Genomic DNA, 17522 nt, shown 5'->3' with positions numbered 1-17522 from the left:
GTGCGAGTCTGGGCACATCAGCGGACCGAGGCTATCGGGCAATGTGTCCGGCGTACTTCATGAAGGGAAAGCCATGGGCGTTCTTCGCCATCACGTCGCGGGTCAGGAGTTCGGTTCGACCGAGCGAACCGGCACCATCTTCAACCCGGCGACGGGCGCCGTCGTGGGCGAGGTCGCCTACGCATCGGCCGCCGACGCGAACGCCGTGATCGCCGCGGCCAAGGCCGCACTTCCGGCGTGGGCCGAGACGGGCCTCATCAAGCGCGCCGACGTGTTCTTCCGCATGCGCCAGCTCCTGGTCGAGCGCCAGGACGAGCTCGCCGCGATCGTCACGCGCGAACACGGCAAGGTCCTTGCCGACGCCAAGGGCGAGATCAGCCGCGGCATCGAGAACATCGAGTTCGCCGCCGGGCTGGTGCACCTTCTCAAGGGCGAGTTTTCCCAGCAGGTCTCGCGCGGGGTCGACGTGCACTCGGTCAAGCAGCCGGTCGGAGTGGTCGCGTGCATCACGCCGTTCAACTTCCCCGTCATGGTGCCGCTGTGGATGACCGCATCGGCCATCGCATGCGGCAACACCGTGGTGCTCAAGCCGAGCGAGAAGGACCCAGGCGCCGCAGACTTCCTCGTCAGGCTCTTCGAGGACGCGGGCCTCCCAGCTGGCGTGCTCAACGTGCTCCACGGCGACAAGGTGGCCGTCGACGCGCTTCTCGAGTCTCCCGATGTCGCGGCCATCAGCTTCGTGGGTTCGACGCCCGTGGCGCGGTCGATCTACCAGCGCGGCACCGCCGCAGGCAAGCGCGTCCAGGCGCTCGGAGGCGCGAAGAATCACATGGTCGTGATGCCCGATGCCGACCTGGACGGAGCGGCCGACGCCGCGGTCTCGGCCGCGTACGGCGCCGCGGGGGAGCGCTGCATGGCGATCTCCGTGCTCGTGGCGGTGGGCGACACGACGGCCGACGCCCTGGTCGCCAAGGTGGCCGAGCGCATGGCCAAGCTTGTCATCGGCGACGGAACCGACCCGGCATCGGAGATGGGCCCGCTCATCACGCGCGAGCACCGCGACAGGGTCGCGTCGTACGTGACGGGCGCAGCGGCCGAGGGCGCTACGGTCGTGGTCGACGGTACTGCCCAGGAGTTCGAGGGCGACGGATTCTTCATTGGCGTGAGCCTGGTCGACAACGTCAAGCCGGGCATGCGGGTCTATGAGGACGAGATCTTTGGCCCCGTCCTCTCGGTGGTGCGCGTCGGGACGTACGACGAGGCGGTCGCGCTCATCAACGCCAACTCCTTCGCCAACGGCACCGCGATATTCACTCGCGACGGCGGCACCGCAAGGCGCTTCGAGGTGGACGCCGAGGTGGGAATGGTGGGCGTCAACGTGCCCCTGCCCGTGCCCGTCGGTGCGTACTCGTTCGGCGGCTGGCGCAACTCGCTCTTTGGCGACTCGCACATCTACGGTCCCGAGTCCGTGCACTTCTACACTCGCAGCAAGGTGGTCACGACGCGCTGGCCCCACCCGAGCGAGTCGCAGATCGACCTTGGGTTCCCTAGTAATCACTGATACCGACCAACGAGACAGGCACCAGGATGACCACCGAAGAAGAGGCCCTCGTCAGGGCAAACGACCGTTCACACGTCTTCCACTCGTGGAGCGTCCAGGGCGCCATCAACCCGATGCCCGTCGCGGGAGGCCTTGGGAGCGAGTTCTGGGACTACGACGGCAAGAGGTACCTCGACTTTGGTGCCCAGCTGGTCAACCTCAACCTTGGCCACCAGCACCCCGCGCTCATCGCCGCTATCCATGCCCAGGCGGACCGCCTCGCGACCATCCAGCCCGCGCTCGCAAATGACGTGCGCGGCGAGCTCGCGGCCCTGGTGACCGACGCGGCGGGGGAGTCCTTCGCCAAGGTGTTCTTCACCAACGGCGGCGCCGATGCCAATGAGAACGCGGTCCGCATGGCGAGGCTCTTTACGGGCAAACGCAAGGTCATGGCGATGTATCGCAGCTATCACGGCAGCACCTCGACCGCGATCTCGCTCACCGGTGATCCGCGTCGCTGGGCCAACGAGCCCTCCGACCCGTCCGTGGTCCACTTCCACGGCCCGTACCCATACCGCTCGCCGTTCTACTCGGACGGCCCGGAGCAGGAAACCGAGCGCGCGCTCGAGTACCTCGAGCAGACGATCGTGCTCGAGGGCGCCGCGACGATCGGAGCCATCCTGATCGAGACGATCGTGGGTACCAACGGCGTCCTGGTCCCCCCGCCCGGATACCTCAAGGGCGTGAGGGCCCTGTGCGACAAGTACGGCATCGTCTACATCGCCGACGAGGTCATGGTCGGCTTCGGCCGCACCGGCGAGATGTTCGCCTACCAGGCGCACGACGTGGTTCCCGACCTGGTGACGTTTGCCAAGGGCATCAACTCCGGTTACGTCCCGCTCGGAGGGGTGATCATTTCGCGAGCCATCGCGGAGTATTTCGACGACAAGATGTTCCCCGGCGGCCTCACGTACTCGGGCCACCCGCTCGCGTGTGCGGTGGGCGTGGCGACGTTCGGCGTCTTCGAGCGTGACGGCATTCTGGCCCACGTGAAGGACATGGGCGAGCGCGTGGTCGAACCCATCCTCAAGGGCTGGCTCGAGAAGCACCCGTGTGTGGGTGACGTGCGCGGCGTCGGCCTGTTCTGGGCCATCGAACTGGTCAAGGACAAGGCGACGAGGGAGCCACTGGTGCCGTTCAACGCTTCCGGGGCCGACGCCGCGCCGATGGCCGCGTTCGTGGCCGCGTGCAAGGCGGCGGGACTGTGGCCGTTTGCCCACTTCAACCGCACCCACGTGTGCCCGCCCCTGGTGATTACCGAGGAAGAGCTGCGTAGGGGTCTCGCCATCATTGACGACGCCCTCACGGTGGTCGACCGCGCACTCACCGTCGCCGATGCGACGACCGCGTAGACGCTCGAGCCTCCCCGGTGCGCGCCTCGACCGCCCACGCCGAGCGGGCGTGCGGTTCGGTCGATAGTTTGGTGGATCGGGAGTTGGTCCGCGCCGCATGGCAAGGCGCCAGGCAATAATACCCCCCGGGGTATATGATTCGGGGCATGATGACACGCACTCTTCGTACCGTTCTGATCGCAGCAATCGCAGCATTGGCCCTCTCGGCATGCTCCTCGGGGCCCTCCGGCCCGCCGGCGTTTGACGGCTCGCACGTCTCGGCATCGTCCTTTGCCGAGGCCGTCAAAGTCCCTGGAGCCACCGTGCTCGACGTGCGCACGCCCGCGGAGTTTGCGCAGGGGCACATCCCCGGCGCCGTCAACATCGACGTCGAAGACGCGACCTTCCCCGACAAGATCGCCAAGCTCGACCCGGCGGCCGACTACGCCGTGTATTGCCGCTCGGGAAATCGTTCCCGCGCCGCCATGGAGTACATGACGAAAGCAGGCGTGACGCACACCGTGGGCCTCGATGGTGGCATCGGCGCCTGGAAGGGCACCCTCGCGCAGTAGTCGCCGTCACCCCATCCCGAAAATGGCGACGGCTGCGGCCACCGCCACGACCGCGACGGCGCCTCGTCGCAACGAGAGAGCCCGGACCCTGCCAGGGTCCGGGCTCTCTCGCGTTTTCGACACCAGGACCCGAGACCTGACTAAGGTCCTAGCAACCAGGACCTTCGACTGGGCAAAATGGCCTACGTTGAGCCTGGAAAACGCACAAAGGGTGACCAAAGACCCGGGACCTAGGTTCGACAGTTTGTCCCGAGTTCGGTCATAGCGTCGTTCTTGGAAGGCCCGATAGGGCAATCACAAGGAGGACGATCCCCATGACCACCACCGCCCCCCAATCCGGCGCTCTTGCCCCCACCGACGCCACGTCGGTCGCCGCAGGAATCGACGTGCTCGTCGCGAATGCCATCAAGGCCCTCGCCGAGTACGCGTCGAGGACCCAAGAAGACGTGAACTACTACGTCAAGAAGGCGTCCGTCGCCGCTTTGAACCAGCACGGAGTTCTCGCCCTGCAGGCCGTCAACGAAACCGGCCGCGGAGTGTTTGAAGACAAGGCCGTGAAGAACCTGTTCGCGTGCGAGCATGTGACCCACTCGATGGCACCCATGAAGACCGTGGGCATCATCAGCGAGGACCCGATCACGGGAATCACCGAGATCGCCGAGCCCGTGGGCGTCATCGCCGGTATCACCCCGGTGACCAACCCCACGTCGACCGCGATCTTCAAGTCGCTCATCGCCATCAAGACGCGCAACCCGATCATCTTCGGCTTCCACCCGAGCGCTCGCGAGTGCTCGATCGCCGCCGCCAAGATCGTCCGTGACGCGGCCGTCGCCGCGGGTGCTCCCGAGCACTGTGTCCAGTGGGTCGAGATTCCCTCGCTTGAGGCCACCGGCGCGCTCATGAACCACCCCGACGTCTCGCTCATCCTCGCCACCGGTGGCAACGCCATGGTGAAGGCCGCATACAGCTGCGGAAAGCCCGCCCTCGGCGTCGGCGCCGGAAACGTGCCGGCGTACGTGCATAAGTCGGCCAACCTCAAGCGCGCGATCAACGACCTCGTGATCTCGAAGGCCTTCGACAACGGCATGGTGTGCGCCTCGGAGCAGGCCGTCATCCTCGACAAGGAGATCTACGCCGAGGCGATGGGGCTGTTCGACCGCCTGCACGCCTACAAGGTCACCAAGGACGAGAAGGCCAAGCTCGAGGAGTTCATCTTCGGTGCCACCTCGGGCGGCACCAACTGCGCAGGAGCCAAGCTCAACCCGAACGTGGTGGGCAAGAGCCCCCAGTGGATCGCCGAGCAGGCGGGCTTCACTGTTCCCGAAGAGACCTCGATCATCCTGGCCGAGGTCAGCGAAGTCGGCCCGAACGAGCCCCTGACGCGCGAGAAGCTGTGCCCGGTCCTGGCCGTCCTCAAGGCCAACGACACCGAGCAGGGCCTCACCTATGCCGAGCAGATGGTGGAGTTCTCAGGACTGGGTCACTCAGCCGCGATCCACGCGACCGATGAGGACCTCATCAAGGAGTTCGGCAAGCGCTGCAAGGCCATCCGCATCATCGTGAACTCTCCCTCGAGCCACGGCGGCATCGGCGACATCTACAACGCGTTCCTGCCCTCGCTCACGCTCGGCTGCGGTTCGTATGGCAAGAACTCGGTGTCGAACAACGTCACCGCTTTGAACCTCATCAACGTGAAGCGCATCGGCCGGAGGAACAACAACATGCAGTGGTTCAAGGTTCCCTCCAAGACCTACTTCGAGCCCAACGCGATCCAGTACTTGAAGGACATGAACGCCGTCGAGCGCGTCACGATCGTCACCGACGCGACGATGACCCGCATCGGCGTCGTCGACAAGATCATCGACGTGCTGCGCCGCCGGTCGAACCTCGTCTCGCTGCAGATCATCGACAACGTCGAGCCCGAGCCCTCCATCAAGACGGTCACGGCCGGTGCGGAGATCATGCGGGCGTTCAAGCCCGACACGATCATCGCCGTCGGTGGTGGATCGCCGATGGACGCCGCGAAGGTCATGTGGCTCATGTACGAGCACCCCGACATCGTGTTCTCGGACCTCAAGGAGAAGTTCTTCGACGTCCGCAAGCGCGCGTTCCAGTTCCCCAAGCTGGGCGAACTTGCCAAGCTGGTCTGCATCCCGACCACGTCGGGCACGGGCGCCGAGGTGACGCCGTTCGCGGTCATCACGGACACCGAGACGGGCCGCAAGTACCCGCTCGCCGACTACGCGCTCACGCCCACCGTCGCGATCATTGACCCGGTGCTCACCGCAAACCTGCCCGCGCGGGTCGCGGCCGACTCCGGCATGGACGCCCTGACGCACGCCACCGAGGCCTACGTCTCTGTGTATGCGAACGACTTCACCGACGGTCTTGCGCTCCAGGCCATCCGCTTGGTGTTCGAGAACATCGAAGAGTCGGTCGTCGTGGGTGGCACCGCCGTCAAGGCCCGCGAGAAGATGCACAACGCCGCGACGATCGCCGGCATGGCGTTCGGTAACGCGTTCCTCGGCCTCGTGCACGCCATGAGCCACGTCACCGGCTCGATGTACCACGTGGCACACGGTCGCACCAACGCGATCTACCTGCCGCACGTCATCCGCTACAACGGCAAGATTCCCACCAAGCCGACCTCGTGGCCCAAGCAGGAGTCGTACGTCGCGCCCGAGCGCTTCCAGGACATCGCGAAGATGCTTGGCCTCGCTCACGAGACGCCGGAGATCGCGGTGGAGGCCTACGCCGTCGCCTGTGAGGAACTGCGGGCCAAGCTGGGCATCGAGCCCTCGTTCCAGGCGGCGGGCGTCGATGAGGTCGAATTCATTGCGAGCCTCGACACGCTCGCCATGCAGGCCTACGAGGACCAGTGCGCACCCGCCAACCCGCGCATGCCCATGATCGAAGACATGAAGATCATGATGGAGGCCGCGTACTACGGCATCTCTTGGGACGACGTGAAGGCCCGCAAGGCCGACGCGGCCGTCGGGGATGCCCCGGCACCCGCCAAGGCCGCCAAGAAGGGCACGAAGTAACAAAAGATTCGCTCTAGACGGCGCCAGGTAAGGACCGAGGTCCCTACCTGGCGCCGTCTATTCACGGCATGCTTTCAGGTGGGGAGACGTTGGGAGGGGACACCCGACGCCTCGAGGGCCCGGCGCAATGGGGAGCCGGGCCCTTTCCTCATGTCTGGGCACTTTTTGGGGCGTGGCGTCGCCAGGCCCCTTGCGCAGTCGCCAAGCCCCGCGCGCAGGGAGCCGCCACCGCATCCCGGTAGACTTGATCACCATGGCCATTGACTTTCCCGCCGAACTCCAGGCGCTCAGCAGCACGTTCGGCCAGATCGAGGCGGTCCTCGACCCAGCGGGTCTTGAGAGGAAGATCGCCGAACTCGAGGTCGAGGCATCGGCCCCCGGCCTGTGGGACGACCAGGACAACGCCCAAGCGGTCACGAGCGCGCTCAGCATCGCCAAGGCAGACGTGGATCGTATTCAGGCCTTCGCGAGCCGCATTGACGATCTGGGCGTCTTGATCGAGATGGGTGTCGAGGGACACGACGCCGACACCCTCGCAGAGGCCGAGGCCGATCTCGCTGTCCTCAAGAAGGATCTGGCGTCCATGGAGGTGCGGACCCTGATGACGGGGGAGTGGGACGAGCGCGACGCCGTCGTCACCGTCCGGTCGGGCGCCGGCGGCGTGGATGCCGCCGACTTCACCGCGATGCTCATGCGCATGTACCTGCGGTGGGCCGAGCGTCACGGCTACGCCGCCAAGGTTCTCGACACGTCGTATGCCGAAGAGGCGGGCATCAAGTCCGCCACGTTCGAGGTGAGCGCACCGTACGCGTTCGGGCACCTTTCCGTTGAGGCGGGAACACACCGCCTAGTGCGCATCAGCCCGTTCGACAACCAGGGCAGGCGCCAGACCAGTTTCGCGGCCGTCGAGGTCATCCCGCTCATCGGCCAGACGGACCACATCGACGTTCCCGAAACGGACATCAAGATCGACGTGTTCCGCTCATCCGGGCCAGGTGGTCAGTCCGTCAACACGACCGACTCCGCCGTGCGCATCACCCACCTTCCCTCGGGCATCGTGGTGTCGATGCAGGATGAGAAGAGCCAGATTCAGAACCGCGCTGCGGCAATGAGGGTGCTCCAGTCGCGACTGCTGCTGCTCAAGAAGGCCGAAGAGGCCGCGCAGAAGAAGGAACTCGCAGGGGATATCAAGGCCAGTTGGGGCGACCAGATGCGCTCCTACGTGTTGCACCCGTACCAAATGGTCAAAGACCTGCGCACGGAGCACGAGACGAGCCAGACGGACAAGGTCTTCGACGGCGACATCGACGACTTCATCGACGCCGGTATTCGCTGGCGGCGAGCCCTGGAGAACGAATAGCCTCAGCCGGGCGCGACACGCCAGAAGCGGCGCGTGCTCCCGCCGAACGCCCGTGACCGTACTTACGATGCGAGAGGCGTGGGTCAGACCCCCCGTGCCTAGGACCGCCGTGATTCGACTTGACCATGTCTCCAAGCTCTACGCCAGGGGTGCCCGTCCCGCGCTGGACGACATCTCGGTGGAGATAGAACGCGGGGATTTTGTGTTCCTTGTCGGCTCCTCTGGCTCCGGAAAGTCGACCTGCCTCAAGTTGATTTTGCGCGAGGAGCGACCCACTTCCGGGGAGGTACACGTGGCGGGCAGGAACCTGGGCAAGCTCTCCAGTTGGCGCGTGCCGCTCTTGCGCCGCGAGATTGGCGCGGTCTTCCAGGACTTCCGTTTGCTGCCGAACAAGACCGTGTATGACAACGTCGCGTTCGCGCTCCAGGTCATCGGCAAGAAGAGGCACTACATCCAGTCGATGGTTCCCGAGACTCTCGAACTCGTCGGCCTTGCGGGCAAGGAGAAGCGCTTCCCTCACGAGCTTTCCGGCGGTGAGCAGCAACGCGTGGCCATCGCCCGCGCGGTTGTCAACCACCCGCCCATTCTGTTGTGCGACGAGCCCACGGGAAATCTTGACCCGGGCACGTCCATCGGCATCGTGCGCCTTCTCGACCGCATCAATCGCACGGGAACGACAGTGCTCATGGCTACCCACGATGACGAGATCGTCGACCAGATGCGCAAGCGCGTGATCGAGCTCAAGGGCGGGCAGTTGATCCGCGACCAAGACCGGGGCGTCTACGAGGTGGAGCAGTCATGAGGCTCCGGTTCATTTTCGGAGAGGTCTTCAGTGGGCTCCGCCGCAACGGCACCATGGCACTCTCGGTGGTGCTGGTCACGTTTGTTTCACTGACGTTCGTTGGTGCCGCGGCCCTGACCCAGATGCAGGTCGACAAGCTCAAGGGCGATTGGTACGACAAGGTCGAGGTCTCTGTCTTCTTGTGCCCCGACAACTCGCCCGACATCCAATGTGCCTCCGGCCTCGCGACCAAGGCTCAAGAGGCCGCTATCAAGGCGGTGCTCCTGGACGGCGCGGCGGCTCCCTACGTTCAGAGCGTCACGTACGAGTCGCGTGAGCAGGCCTTCGCGAGCCTTCGTGCTAGCGACACGGACAACCGATTTGCCTCGCTCACCGCGGATCAGATGCAGGCCAGTTTTCGCGTCAAGCTCAAGGACCCCACCAAGTTCGAGGTGGTCGCCGACGCGGTCAAGGGCGTTCCCGGGGTCCAGAACGTCAAGGACCAGCGCGAAATCTTCAAGGGGCTCTTTAGCCTGCTCAACGCTGCGACCCTGGTGGCCGCGGGCCTCGCCGCCGTCATGCTTCTCGCGGCGGTGCTACTCATCACCACCACCATCCGACTGAGCGCCTTGAGCCGACGGCGCGAGACGACGATCATGCGCATGGTGGGAGCCTCGCGCGGCCTCATCCAGTTGCCATTCATGCTCGAGGGGGCCGTAGCGGCAACCCTTGGCGCGGTGATGGCTGGCGCGGGTCTGTGGTTTTCCGTGCGGTACTTGGTCGAGGACTGGCTTAAGCAGTCGGTCACCTTCGTGAACTACATCGGCGGGGCGGACGTTCTCACCGTGGCTCCGTGGCTCCTGGTAGGTGCCGTGGGGCTTGCTGTGGTGGCGTCGCTCGCAACCCTTGGGAGGTACACGCGCGCATGAGAAAAATCTCTATCGTATCGCGCTCCATCAAGGTCGCCGCGGTGCTCGCGGTGGCGGCGATGCTGGGCGCATCGGCGAGCGGCGTGGCACAAGCCGAGGGCTCCGTTCACGCCTGGTCGAGTTACGATGACCAAATCGCGCAGGCAAACAAAGTAAAGGCGCAACAGCAACAACACTCGGCCGATCTTGAGAGCGCTGTGACCGCTACGGACACGGCAATCGCCGACGCGACTCTGAAGCTCCAGCAGCTCAACGACCAGTTGCCTGGGGTGCAGGAGGAGTACCGCCTGGCCCAACAGCAGTACGACTCAGCCGTGCTGCAACAGAAAATTGTCGCGAGCAAGTTGACGGCGGCGCAGGCCGAGGATGCGGCCCTTACTACGCAAATCTCGTCCGACGACGTCAAGATCACCGACCTGCGAAACATGCTCGCGGAAATCGCCCGCGCCGAGTACCAAGGCGCTCAAGACAACTCTTCGCTGAGCATCTTCTTTGGTGCGACCACCACCCAACAGTTCGTCGACGACTATGCCTACAGGGAGACCACAGCCCGCGTTCAGGCAAGCACCCTCGACGACGCGGAGCAATTGGCGGCCGTCAACCGCAACCGCAAGACGAGGCAAGCCGCCGTCAAGGTGTACATCGCGGAGCTCATGACGCAAGCCGACGCCCTGGTCGTCCAGACTAAAGCGGCGTCGGCCACCGCAGCGGCGAAGAAGGCCGAGATGGAGAAGCTCCTCGCCGACACTCAGGACCTCAAGACCTATCTCGATTCGCAGAAGGCGGCCTACCTTGCGCAGCAGGCGCAACTGGATGCCGACGCGGCCGCGCTTACGGCCGAGTTGGATACCCTGTGGAAAAACAAGCGCGCAGAAGAGGCCGTCAACGGCACGGGTTCGCTCGTCAAGGGCTTCTTGAGTGTGCCGATAGCCAACCCCTACATCACGTCTCCCTTTGGGATGCGTTTTCACCCGATCTTCCACGTCTGGAGGCTCCACTCGGGCACCGACTTTGGAGCCGCGTGCGGAACACAGGTCACGGCGGCCGCTGATGGCACCGTGGCGTGGGCGAAGTACATGTCGGGCAGCGGCAACCAGGTGCTGCTTGATCACGGCTATGTGAGCGGCAAGTGGCTGACCACGAGCTACAACCACTTGTCGAAGTTTGCGGTGTCGCCAGGTCAGAAGGTTGCGCGCGGTCAGATAGTTGGCTACGTCGGATCGACGGGCGACTCGACGGGGTGCCACCTTCACTTCGAAGTCAGGGTCAATAACCGGTATGTGGACCCGATGACCTTGCTCGCGGCCTGGTAGACCGATCACAGCGGGGTTCCAAACTCACCGTCTCGGCACGGGCGTAGACTGTCTGGTCGCGCCGCACGGGCGCGATTTGGTCGTACGCACGGGAGGTGAACCATGGCCGAAGAACTCAAGGTCGTGGCGAGCAACCGATCCGCGCGCCACGACTTCTTCATCGACGACGTCTTCGAGGCAGGGATGGTGCTCCAGGGCACCGAGGTGAAGTCGTTGAGAGAGGGCCGCGCCACCATCGGCGATGGCTACATCCACATCGAAAACGGGGAGGCGTGGGCGGAGAACCTCCACATCCCCGAATACCTGAATGGGACGTGGACCAATCACGCGCCCAGGCGCAAGCGCAAGCTCCTGCTGAACGCCAGCGAGCTCGACGAGCTGGCGATGAAGACCCGCGAAAAGGGATTCACCATCGTTCCCTTGCGTCTCTACTTCGTGAAGGGCCGCGCCAAGCTCGAGATTGGCCTTGCCCGAGGCAAGCACCTGTATGACAAGAGGCAAGCGCTCAAGGAACGACAGGACAATCGCGAGGCGCAGCGGGCCATGAGCACGCGCGGCCGCGAGGAGTCGCCGACGCGTCGTTGAGCCGGCGTCGTTGAGCCGGCTTCGTTGAGCCGGCTTCGTTGAGCTGGTGCCCTGGAACGGGGCATGATGTGGGGATGCGAATCCTGGGTGTCATCATTGCCGCGGCCTTTCTTGTTCTCACTCCGGTCGCCGCGTCGGCGGCAACGCCCGATGTGCCCGGTAGGCACATCACGAGGTGGGACGAGACTTACACCCTCCAGGCGGATGGCTCGGCCGACGTGCGTCTGGAGATCGACTTTGACTTCGGCAATAACCCCGGTCACGGCCCCTACCTGGTGCTTCCCACCAGGCAGAAGTACGGCAAGACGAGCAACGACAGGCTCTACGCCACGTCGGCCATCTCCGCGTCGAGCCCCACGGGGGCGCCCGCAGGGGTGAATCTCGATCAGGGCAGGAACTTCATCGACGTGAAGATAGGCGACCCCAACGTCGGTAACGTGTCGGGCACCCAGACGTATGTCATCACGTATTCCGTGGCGCACGTCATGAATGCGACCTCGTCGTCGGAAACGACGTCGGGGGCCGCGGGCGACGAGTTCTACTGGAACGCGGTGGGGGACGGCGCGGCCGTGCCCATCGCCAAGGCGACCGTGACCGTGGTGTCGCCGGTCGCGGCCTCGGACGCGCAGTGCTTCGCGGGCACGCGAGGCATCGCGGCCTCGTGTGACGGGCACACGGCGACCGGCACGAGCGTCACGTTCACCCAGGGATATTTGACGGCCGGCCAACCGTTCAGCGTCGACGTCCTCTACCCGCAAGGCACCTTCGCGACGGCCCCCGCGCTGATCCCGAGCAGCGACTTCAAGCGAGCGTTTGCCCTGAACGCGGGCACGATCGGTGGTGCGGCGGTCATCCTGTTTGCCGGGCTCTTCTTGCTGGTGCGGAACCTGCGCACCACCGCGGTCGACGAGCAATTCGCCGGGTTGACTCCGGGCCTCACTCCAGTCGGCCCGAGCAATGGAACCGTGACCAAGCGCAACTACAAGGCGCCCGTAGCCGTGCGCTTCGACCCCCCGGCGGGAATGCGGCCCGGGCAAATCGGCACGCTCATCGACGAGAAGGCCGATCCGCGCGACGTGACGGCCACTCTCGTCGACCTCGCTGTTCGTGGCTACTTGCGCATCGACGACGCGGGCGAGAAGAGGGCTGGTCTCTTTTCCAAGGAGCAGGACTACACGCTGGTGAAGTTGCGCGAGGGCGACGCGGCCCTCTCCCCGTATGAGGCGTCCTTGCTCGACGCGTTGTTCGCTGCCGGGCCGCAGGTCAAGCTCTCGGACCTGAAGACCACGTTCTCGACCTCGATGGCGCGCGTGCAGAAGGAGCTCTACGCCAACGTCACCTTGCTGGGTTGGTTCAGGCGCAATCCGCAGAGCGCCCGCGCGGCGTGGGCCGGTGCGGGCATCGCTGTCCTGGTCGCTGGCTTCTTGGGAACCTTCCTCCTCGCACAAGGCACGCGCCTGGCACTCATTCCCGTGCCGCTGATTCTGCTGGGTGTGATGATTCTCGCGACGACTGGCAATGCACCCGCGCGCACGGCGAAGGGCACCGCCGCGTTGCAGGACGCGCGCGGCTTTGAGTTGTACCTGACCAAGGCGGAGGCGAACCAATTGCGCTTCGAGGAGGGCGAGGACCTGTTCTCCAAATACCTTCCGTATGCGATTGCCTTCGGGGTCGCCGACAAGTGGGCCAAGAAGTTCGAAGAACTTGCCAAGCAGGGTCAGAAGCTTGCGGAGCCTACCTGGTACGGAGGCGGATTTGTCTACGGCGCGTTCTGGGCAAATGCGGCAGGGCTAGGGGACAGGATGAACCAGTTCGCGTCCTTTGCCGATTCCGCGATGACCGCGCCAACGCCTGGCTCGTCCGGCGGCTCAGGCTTCGGCGGGGGAGGCGGCTTCTCCGGCGGCGGTGGCGGCGGAGGCGGAGTCGGCGGCTGGTGACGGCTGTTCTTGCGCCACGCCCGTGTGGCGTAACCTCGGATCGTGCCTGCTATCCGTGTTCCACTTCAGTTGCGTTGGTCAGATCTTGACGCCTACGGACACGTCAACAACGTGGCGATCGTCGGGCTTCTTGAACAGGCGCGAGTCCTGGCCTTTTGGTCCGATGCCGATCCGATCCTGCCGCCGCTGACGGCCGAAGCGGACACCTGGGTCCTCGTGGCGAGCATCGAGGTGACGTACAAGAGGGTCATCGACCACCGCACCGAGCCGATCGTCGCCGAGGTCTCGGTGTCCAAATGCGCCGGTGCAAGTTTTGTCGTCGACTACCGACTGATTGTCGATGACGAGGTGTGCGTGACCGCCACGACGACGATGGCCTTGGTGGACCCCGCCACGAGCGCGCCGACGCGTGTCAGCCCGGAATTGCGTGCCCGGTTGCTCGAGTTTTCCGCCGCAGGCTGAGTAACGAGCGCCCCCGCTCCCGCGCTCTAGGGCCAAAGGGCGGCATCGGCGGCTTAGGCATGCCTTACGGTCAATCCATGCTCACGCTCCCCCAAACCGTGGACGTCCATTCCCACGCCGCTGCCCACAAGGTCGAACTCTTGCGCACCCCCTCGCGCTTTCTCGTGTCAGCGATGCTTGCTGGCATGTGGATTGGCGTGGGAGACGTGCTGATGTGGTCGGCGGGCGGTGCGTTCTTTGCCCAAGACAACCCCGCGACCAAGCTGGTCGCCGGCAGCGTCTTCGCCGCCGCGCTCACGATCGTCGTCTTCGCTGGTTCGGAACTTGCGACCTCCGCGATGATGATTCTCCCGATCGGCGCGCTGCGCGGTGCGATTTCATGGACGCGGGCGGGAGGCGCACTTCTTGCGGTGTTCTTCGGCAACATGATCGGCTCGTTCGCGTTCGCTTGGGTGATGATTCAGACGGGCGTGCTCAAGTCGGGGGCGGCGCACGACTTCTGGGCGAGCTACCTCGCGGGCAAGATCGAGCACACCCCCGCCGAACTCTTCTGGCGCGGAGTCATGTGCAACGTGCTCGTGTCGTGCGCCGTGTGGGCCGCGGCCCGTCTCAAGAGCGAGGCAGGCAGGGCGATCATCATCTTCTGGTGTGTGCTCGGCTTTGTCGCTTCCGGCTTCGAGCACGTCGTCGCGAACATGACCACGTTCGCGATCGGGCTGCTGGGTGGGGGAGTGGACGTGACGTGGGGCGACTTTGGGATCAACATGCTGACGGTTGGCCTTGGCAACCTCGTGGGAGGTGGGATCGTCATCGGTTTTGCCTACGCCTACGTGGCTGGCAAGGGTCGCCGTCAAGACGCCACAGCAGCGGCCGATGCACACGTGTCCGAGGACGTTCTCGCCTGACGCTAGCCGTCGTCGGTTCTCCCAGGTAGACTAGAGGCACAACTCCACAGGGGATGATCGGTTTCGACGTGTGTGTGTATTGCGAGAGAAGCGGGCCAAGGATGCTGGGTTATCTTGTGAACGCCCCCAGCAACTTATAGGTGCCGAAACTAAGCGCACCGACTTCGCCCTCGCTGCTTAAGCGAGCGCAATGAAGTCCGTCAGCCTAGGTGTGTTCTCGACCTAGTTCCTGGCGTCATCTAGAGAACTTGCTGGTTGCTGGCGTCACAGCGGCAACCGGGACTTGCACTGTGACTGGGCCCATCTCACTTGCTCGCCTGATGCGGGTGGGGGGCCGAGAAATAGCTCTCAGGCTGCGCCCGGAGAAGAATTGCTTTTGCGCATGCGGACGCGGGTTCGATTCCCGCCATCTCCACGACTATGCCCCTGGTGCCTACGGGTACCAGGGGCTTTCTCCGTTTACCAGCACATTTACTTGTCAGTGCTCATCGCACGACTAGGCACAGTAGCGCACAAGTCAGCAATTGGTTAGACTTGGACTAGTCCGGCGAGTCGAGGGAGAGTCCGTGGCGAAGCCCAAGAGCCTTCCCCAAGGCATCAGCCTGTCAGCCGAGGGCAAGTTCCGCGTCCGTATCTACTGGCACGACAAGCAACATTCCATCGGCAACTTCTGGACGTTGGGCGACGCCAAGGCAGCGATGTCTATTGCGCGTTCCGAAATGGCGCGCGGTATCTTCATCCCCCCGACGGAACTACGCCGCGAACGTGCCTCCCAGGACGTCATGGAGCGTATCGAGGCGACTACCGTAGCCGAGTGGGGGCCGGAGTGGCTTGGACGGCTAGAGGACGCCGGGCGCACTCCCGCGACGATCCGGTCCTACCGCTCGACGATGCACGCCCACATCATGCCTGCCATCGGCCAGTTGCGCCTTATCGACGTGACCAGTGCCGACATCGACGCGATGCTCGCCAAGCTCAAAGCTTCGCCTGGCGCGTGGACGAACGTTGCCCGCGTGACCCGGTCACTGTTCCTCGCAGCCGTATCGGCTGGCGCCGGAGGCATCACAGCGTCACCGTTTGCGGCACACGTCGAGTCGACCCGCAAGCGCCGCGATCGTGGACTCCCGGGCTCCGATCTCGCAATCCCGGCGGAAGTCGAAGCGATGGCTGACGCCATGCCGGAGGGGCTACGTGTAGCGGTCATGCTGGGAGCCTGGTGCGCCATGCGGCAGGGGGAAGTGCTGGGACTGCAACGGCGAGACTTCCGCCACCTAGACGACGCCGACAGTGCCACGGTTGTGATCGAGCGCCAGTGGAATGCGAAAGCGACGCCCCCGACCTATACGCCACCGAAAGCGGGCTCGGCGCGTGAGTTGTCGATCCCCGCGACGCTGGTTCCCATGATCTGTGAACACCTCGAGCGCTTCACGCCACCAGCCGCGGACGCCCCCGTGCTGCCCCGACATGGCCGTCCGCACCTTCCCATCTCGCAATCCGCGTTCGACTTGGCGTGGAGGAGGGCCCGTGAGACGGTGCGGCCCGGCTTCCGGTTCCACTCGCTCAGGCACACCGGTCTCACGGAGTACGCGCGCACCGGGGCGACACTGGCCGAACTCAAGGAACGGGGCGGCCACTCGAGCGCCGAAGTTGCGCTTCGATACCAGCACTCGAGCCTTGACCGCGACCGGGCCAACACGGCCAAGATGCAGATACCGACACCGGGGAAGTGAGCACATTGGATTCAGAGGACAACGCCCCGCCGAAAGTGCCTGTAGTCGTGACGATCGTGTGCGACCTCGAGGCTCACGGCCGTCTGCGGGTCGAGACAATGGAACGGACCTCGATCGCAGGTGTGCCGCTGTGGCTCGGGCACTCGACCAAGCGACGCGGCGTCCACATGTTTCGAGTGAACGAAGGCGTGAAGGTGACAAGCCTGTGGGGTGACAATCTCGCAAGTGCCTCGCCCCGCAAAATAGTCACGGACGACGGAGAGATCGACCGGGAAGCCTTTGAGGGACTGCGCGAAAACGCTGATATCAAGTGTTCCAAGTGTGACGACTCGATCAGGTTTCGCTACAAATGGGAACTGGAGGCGCTACTCGATGCCTTCGCCCAAGCCGGTCAGAGCGAGGTCTCGATAGCCACTCTCAGGCGCGCAAGGGAAGCCCTCCGGCCGGGGCGCGACACTTCTGCATGAGGCGGCATGTCGTTGCACAGATGCGCCGAGCCTGGGTACAGTAGGGGTGTAAGCGGTAGTCGGACTGCGTAGGCTGACACCATATGAGCCTCCGAGCAGGGGCATATTTGTCCTGCTCAGGAGGCTTTCGTGCTTCAGCAAACCCAACCCGCAACACTGCCGGCGTCGCTCTCGATTGCCGAGGTCGCGTCGCCCGCGTGCCTCAACTGCTCCGAAGACAGCGTGAGGCGAATGATCGCGCGGGGTGACCTGCCCGCGTATCGCGTGGGTCCACGCATGATCCGCATCAAGCGGCGAGACCTTGAGCGCATCATGCGCCCAGTCACGCGAATTGACCTTGCGAGCGCGAGCGGCGGTCGAGATGTCTAGCCCCAGAAACAGCGGCGCCCTCGCGGCTCCGAAGAACACCGAGGGCGACCACCTAGCAACCCCAAGTCTACCCGATCTGCGCGAGTGGGCAACTGCCGAGGGCAGGGCCGCCGCCCGCTCTCGGCTCGGCGAGATGG

Annotated in this window: 15 protein-coding genes and 1 other RNA gene; all 16 read left to right on the top strand. The window is 64.6% G+C overall.

Annotation, left to right across the window (positions count from 1 at the left end; all coding sequences use genetic code 11):
- Positions 1 to 73 precede the first annotated feature (73 nt).
- The 16 genes from BKA03_RS10840 to BKA03_RS10765 all read left to right on the top strand — a co-directional run bounded on the left by BKA03_RS10840 (position 74) and on the right by BKA03_RS10765 (position 17385).
- Complete coding sequence (locus BKA03_RS10840) at positions 74 to 1561, top strand: CoA-acylating methylmalonate-semialdehyde dehydrogenase (RefSeq protein WP_062076177.1); 1488 nt, start codon at positions 74 to 76, stop codon at positions 1559 to 1561.
- A complete protein-coding gene (locus tag BKA03_RS10835; protein WP_373366743.1) occupies positions 1561 to 2952 on the top strand; it encodes an aspartate aminotransferase family protein in 1392 nt (463 codons plus the stop codon). The genes BKA03_RS10840 and BKA03_RS10835 overlap by 1 nt, the downstream gene beginning before the upstream one ends.
- Before the next feature lie 146 nt (positions 2953 to 3098).
- Positions 3099 to 3503 carry a rhodanese-like domain-containing protein gene (locus BKA03_RS10830; RefSeq protein ID WP_238579483.1) on the top strand — a complete coding sequence of 135 codons (405 nt, stop codon included), beginning with the start codon at positions 3099 to 3101 and terminating at the stop codon, positions 3501 to 3503.
- 314 nt (positions 3504 to 3817) lie between these two features.
- On the top strand, positions 3818 to 6547 hold the full coding sequence (adhE, locus tag BKA03_RS10825) for a bifunctional acetaldehyde-CoA/alcohol dehydrogenase (protein WP_062076179.1): 2730 nt from the start codon (positions 3818 to 3820) through the stop codon (positions 6545 to 6547).
- A 253-nt stretch (positions 6548 to 6800) separates the two neighbouring features.
- Entirely contained in the window at positions 6801 to 7907 is a 1107-nt protein-coding gene (gene prfB / locus BKA03_RS10820) for a peptide chain release factor 2 (RefSeq protein WP_062076180.1), read from the top strand.
- Between the two features lie 109 nt (positions 7908 to 8016).
- Positions 8017 to 8709: a cell division ATP-binding protein FtsE gene (gene ftsE, locus BKA03_RS10815; RefSeq protein ID WP_062076181.1), complete on the top strand. Its 693-nt coding sequence runs from the start codon at positions 8017 to 8019 to the stop codon at positions 8707 to 8709.
- Positions 8706 to 9617, top strand: a complete 912-nt coding sequence (ftsX, locus tag BKA03_RS10810; RefSeq protein ID WP_062076182.1) for a permease-like cell division protein FtsX — start codon at positions 8706 to 8708, stop codon at positions 9615 to 9617. Before ftsE ends, ftsX begins: the two co-directional genes overlap by 4 nt.
- Entirely contained in the window at positions 9614 to 10930 is a 1317-nt protein-coding gene (locus BKA03_RS10805; protein WP_062076183.1) for a M23 family metallopeptidase, read from the top strand. The genes ftsX and BKA03_RS10805 overlap by 4 nt, the downstream gene beginning before the upstream one ends.
- 102 nt (positions 10931 to 11032) lie before the next feature.
- On the top strand, positions 11033 to 11515 hold the full coding sequence (gene smpB / locus BKA03_RS10800; protein ID WP_062076184.1) for an SsrA-binding protein SmpB: 483 nt from the start codon (positions 11033 to 11035) through the stop codon (positions 11513 to 11515).
- Positions 11516 to 11589: 74 nt separating this feature from the next.
- Positions 11590 to 13452, top strand: a complete 1863-nt coding sequence (locus tag BKA03_RS10795) for a DUF2207 domain-containing protein (RefSeq protein WP_062076185.1) — start codon at positions 11590 to 11592, stop codon at positions 13450 to 13452.
- Between the two features lie 42 nt (positions 13453 to 13494).
- Positions 13495 to 13914, top strand: coding sequence for an acyl-CoA thioesterase (locus tag BKA03_RS10790; protein ID WP_179398085.1), 420 nt, complete (start codon positions 13495 to 13497; stop codon positions 13912 to 13914).
- A gap of 77 nt (positions 13915 to 13991) precedes the next feature.
- Complete coding sequence (locus tag BKA03_RS10785) at positions 13992 to 14819, top strand: formate/nitrite transporter family protein (protein WP_062076187.1); 828 nt, start codon at positions 13992 to 13994, stop codon at positions 14817 to 14819.
- A gap of 49 nt (positions 14820 to 14868) precedes the next feature.
- Positions 14869 to 15237: a transfer-messenger RNA gene (gene ssrA / locus BKA03_RS10780) on the top strand.
- A gap of 148 nt (positions 15238 to 15385) precedes the next feature.
- Positions 15386 to 16549 carry a tyrosine-type recombinase/integrase gene (locus BKA03_RS10775; RefSeq protein ID WP_062076188.1) on the top strand — a complete coding sequence of 388 codons (1164 nt, stop codon included), beginning with the start codon at positions 15386 to 15388 and terminating at the stop codon, positions 16547 to 16549.
- A 47-nt stretch (positions 16550 to 16596) separates the two neighbouring features.
- The gene (locus BKA03_RS10770; protein WP_062076189.1) at positions 16597 to 17016 is read left to right on the top strand and encodes a hypothetical protein; all 420 of its coding nucleotides are present in this window, start codon (positions 16597 to 16599) and stop codon (positions 17014 to 17016) included.
- A gap of 129 nt (positions 17017 to 17145) precedes the next feature.
- Positions 17146 to 17385, top strand: a complete 240-nt coding sequence (locus BKA03_RS10765) for a helix-turn-helix domain-containing protein (RefSeq protein WP_062076190.1) — start codon at positions 17146 to 17148, stop codon at positions 17383 to 17385.
- Positions 17386 to 17522 lie beyond the last annotated feature (137 nt).

This window comes from Demequina lutea (genome assembly GCF_013409005.1).
Lineage (GTDB): Bacteria > Actinomycetota > Actinomycetes > Actinomycetales > Demequinaceae > Demequina > Demequina lutea.
This window is presented reverse-complemented; position numbering and strand designations above follow the sequence as displayed.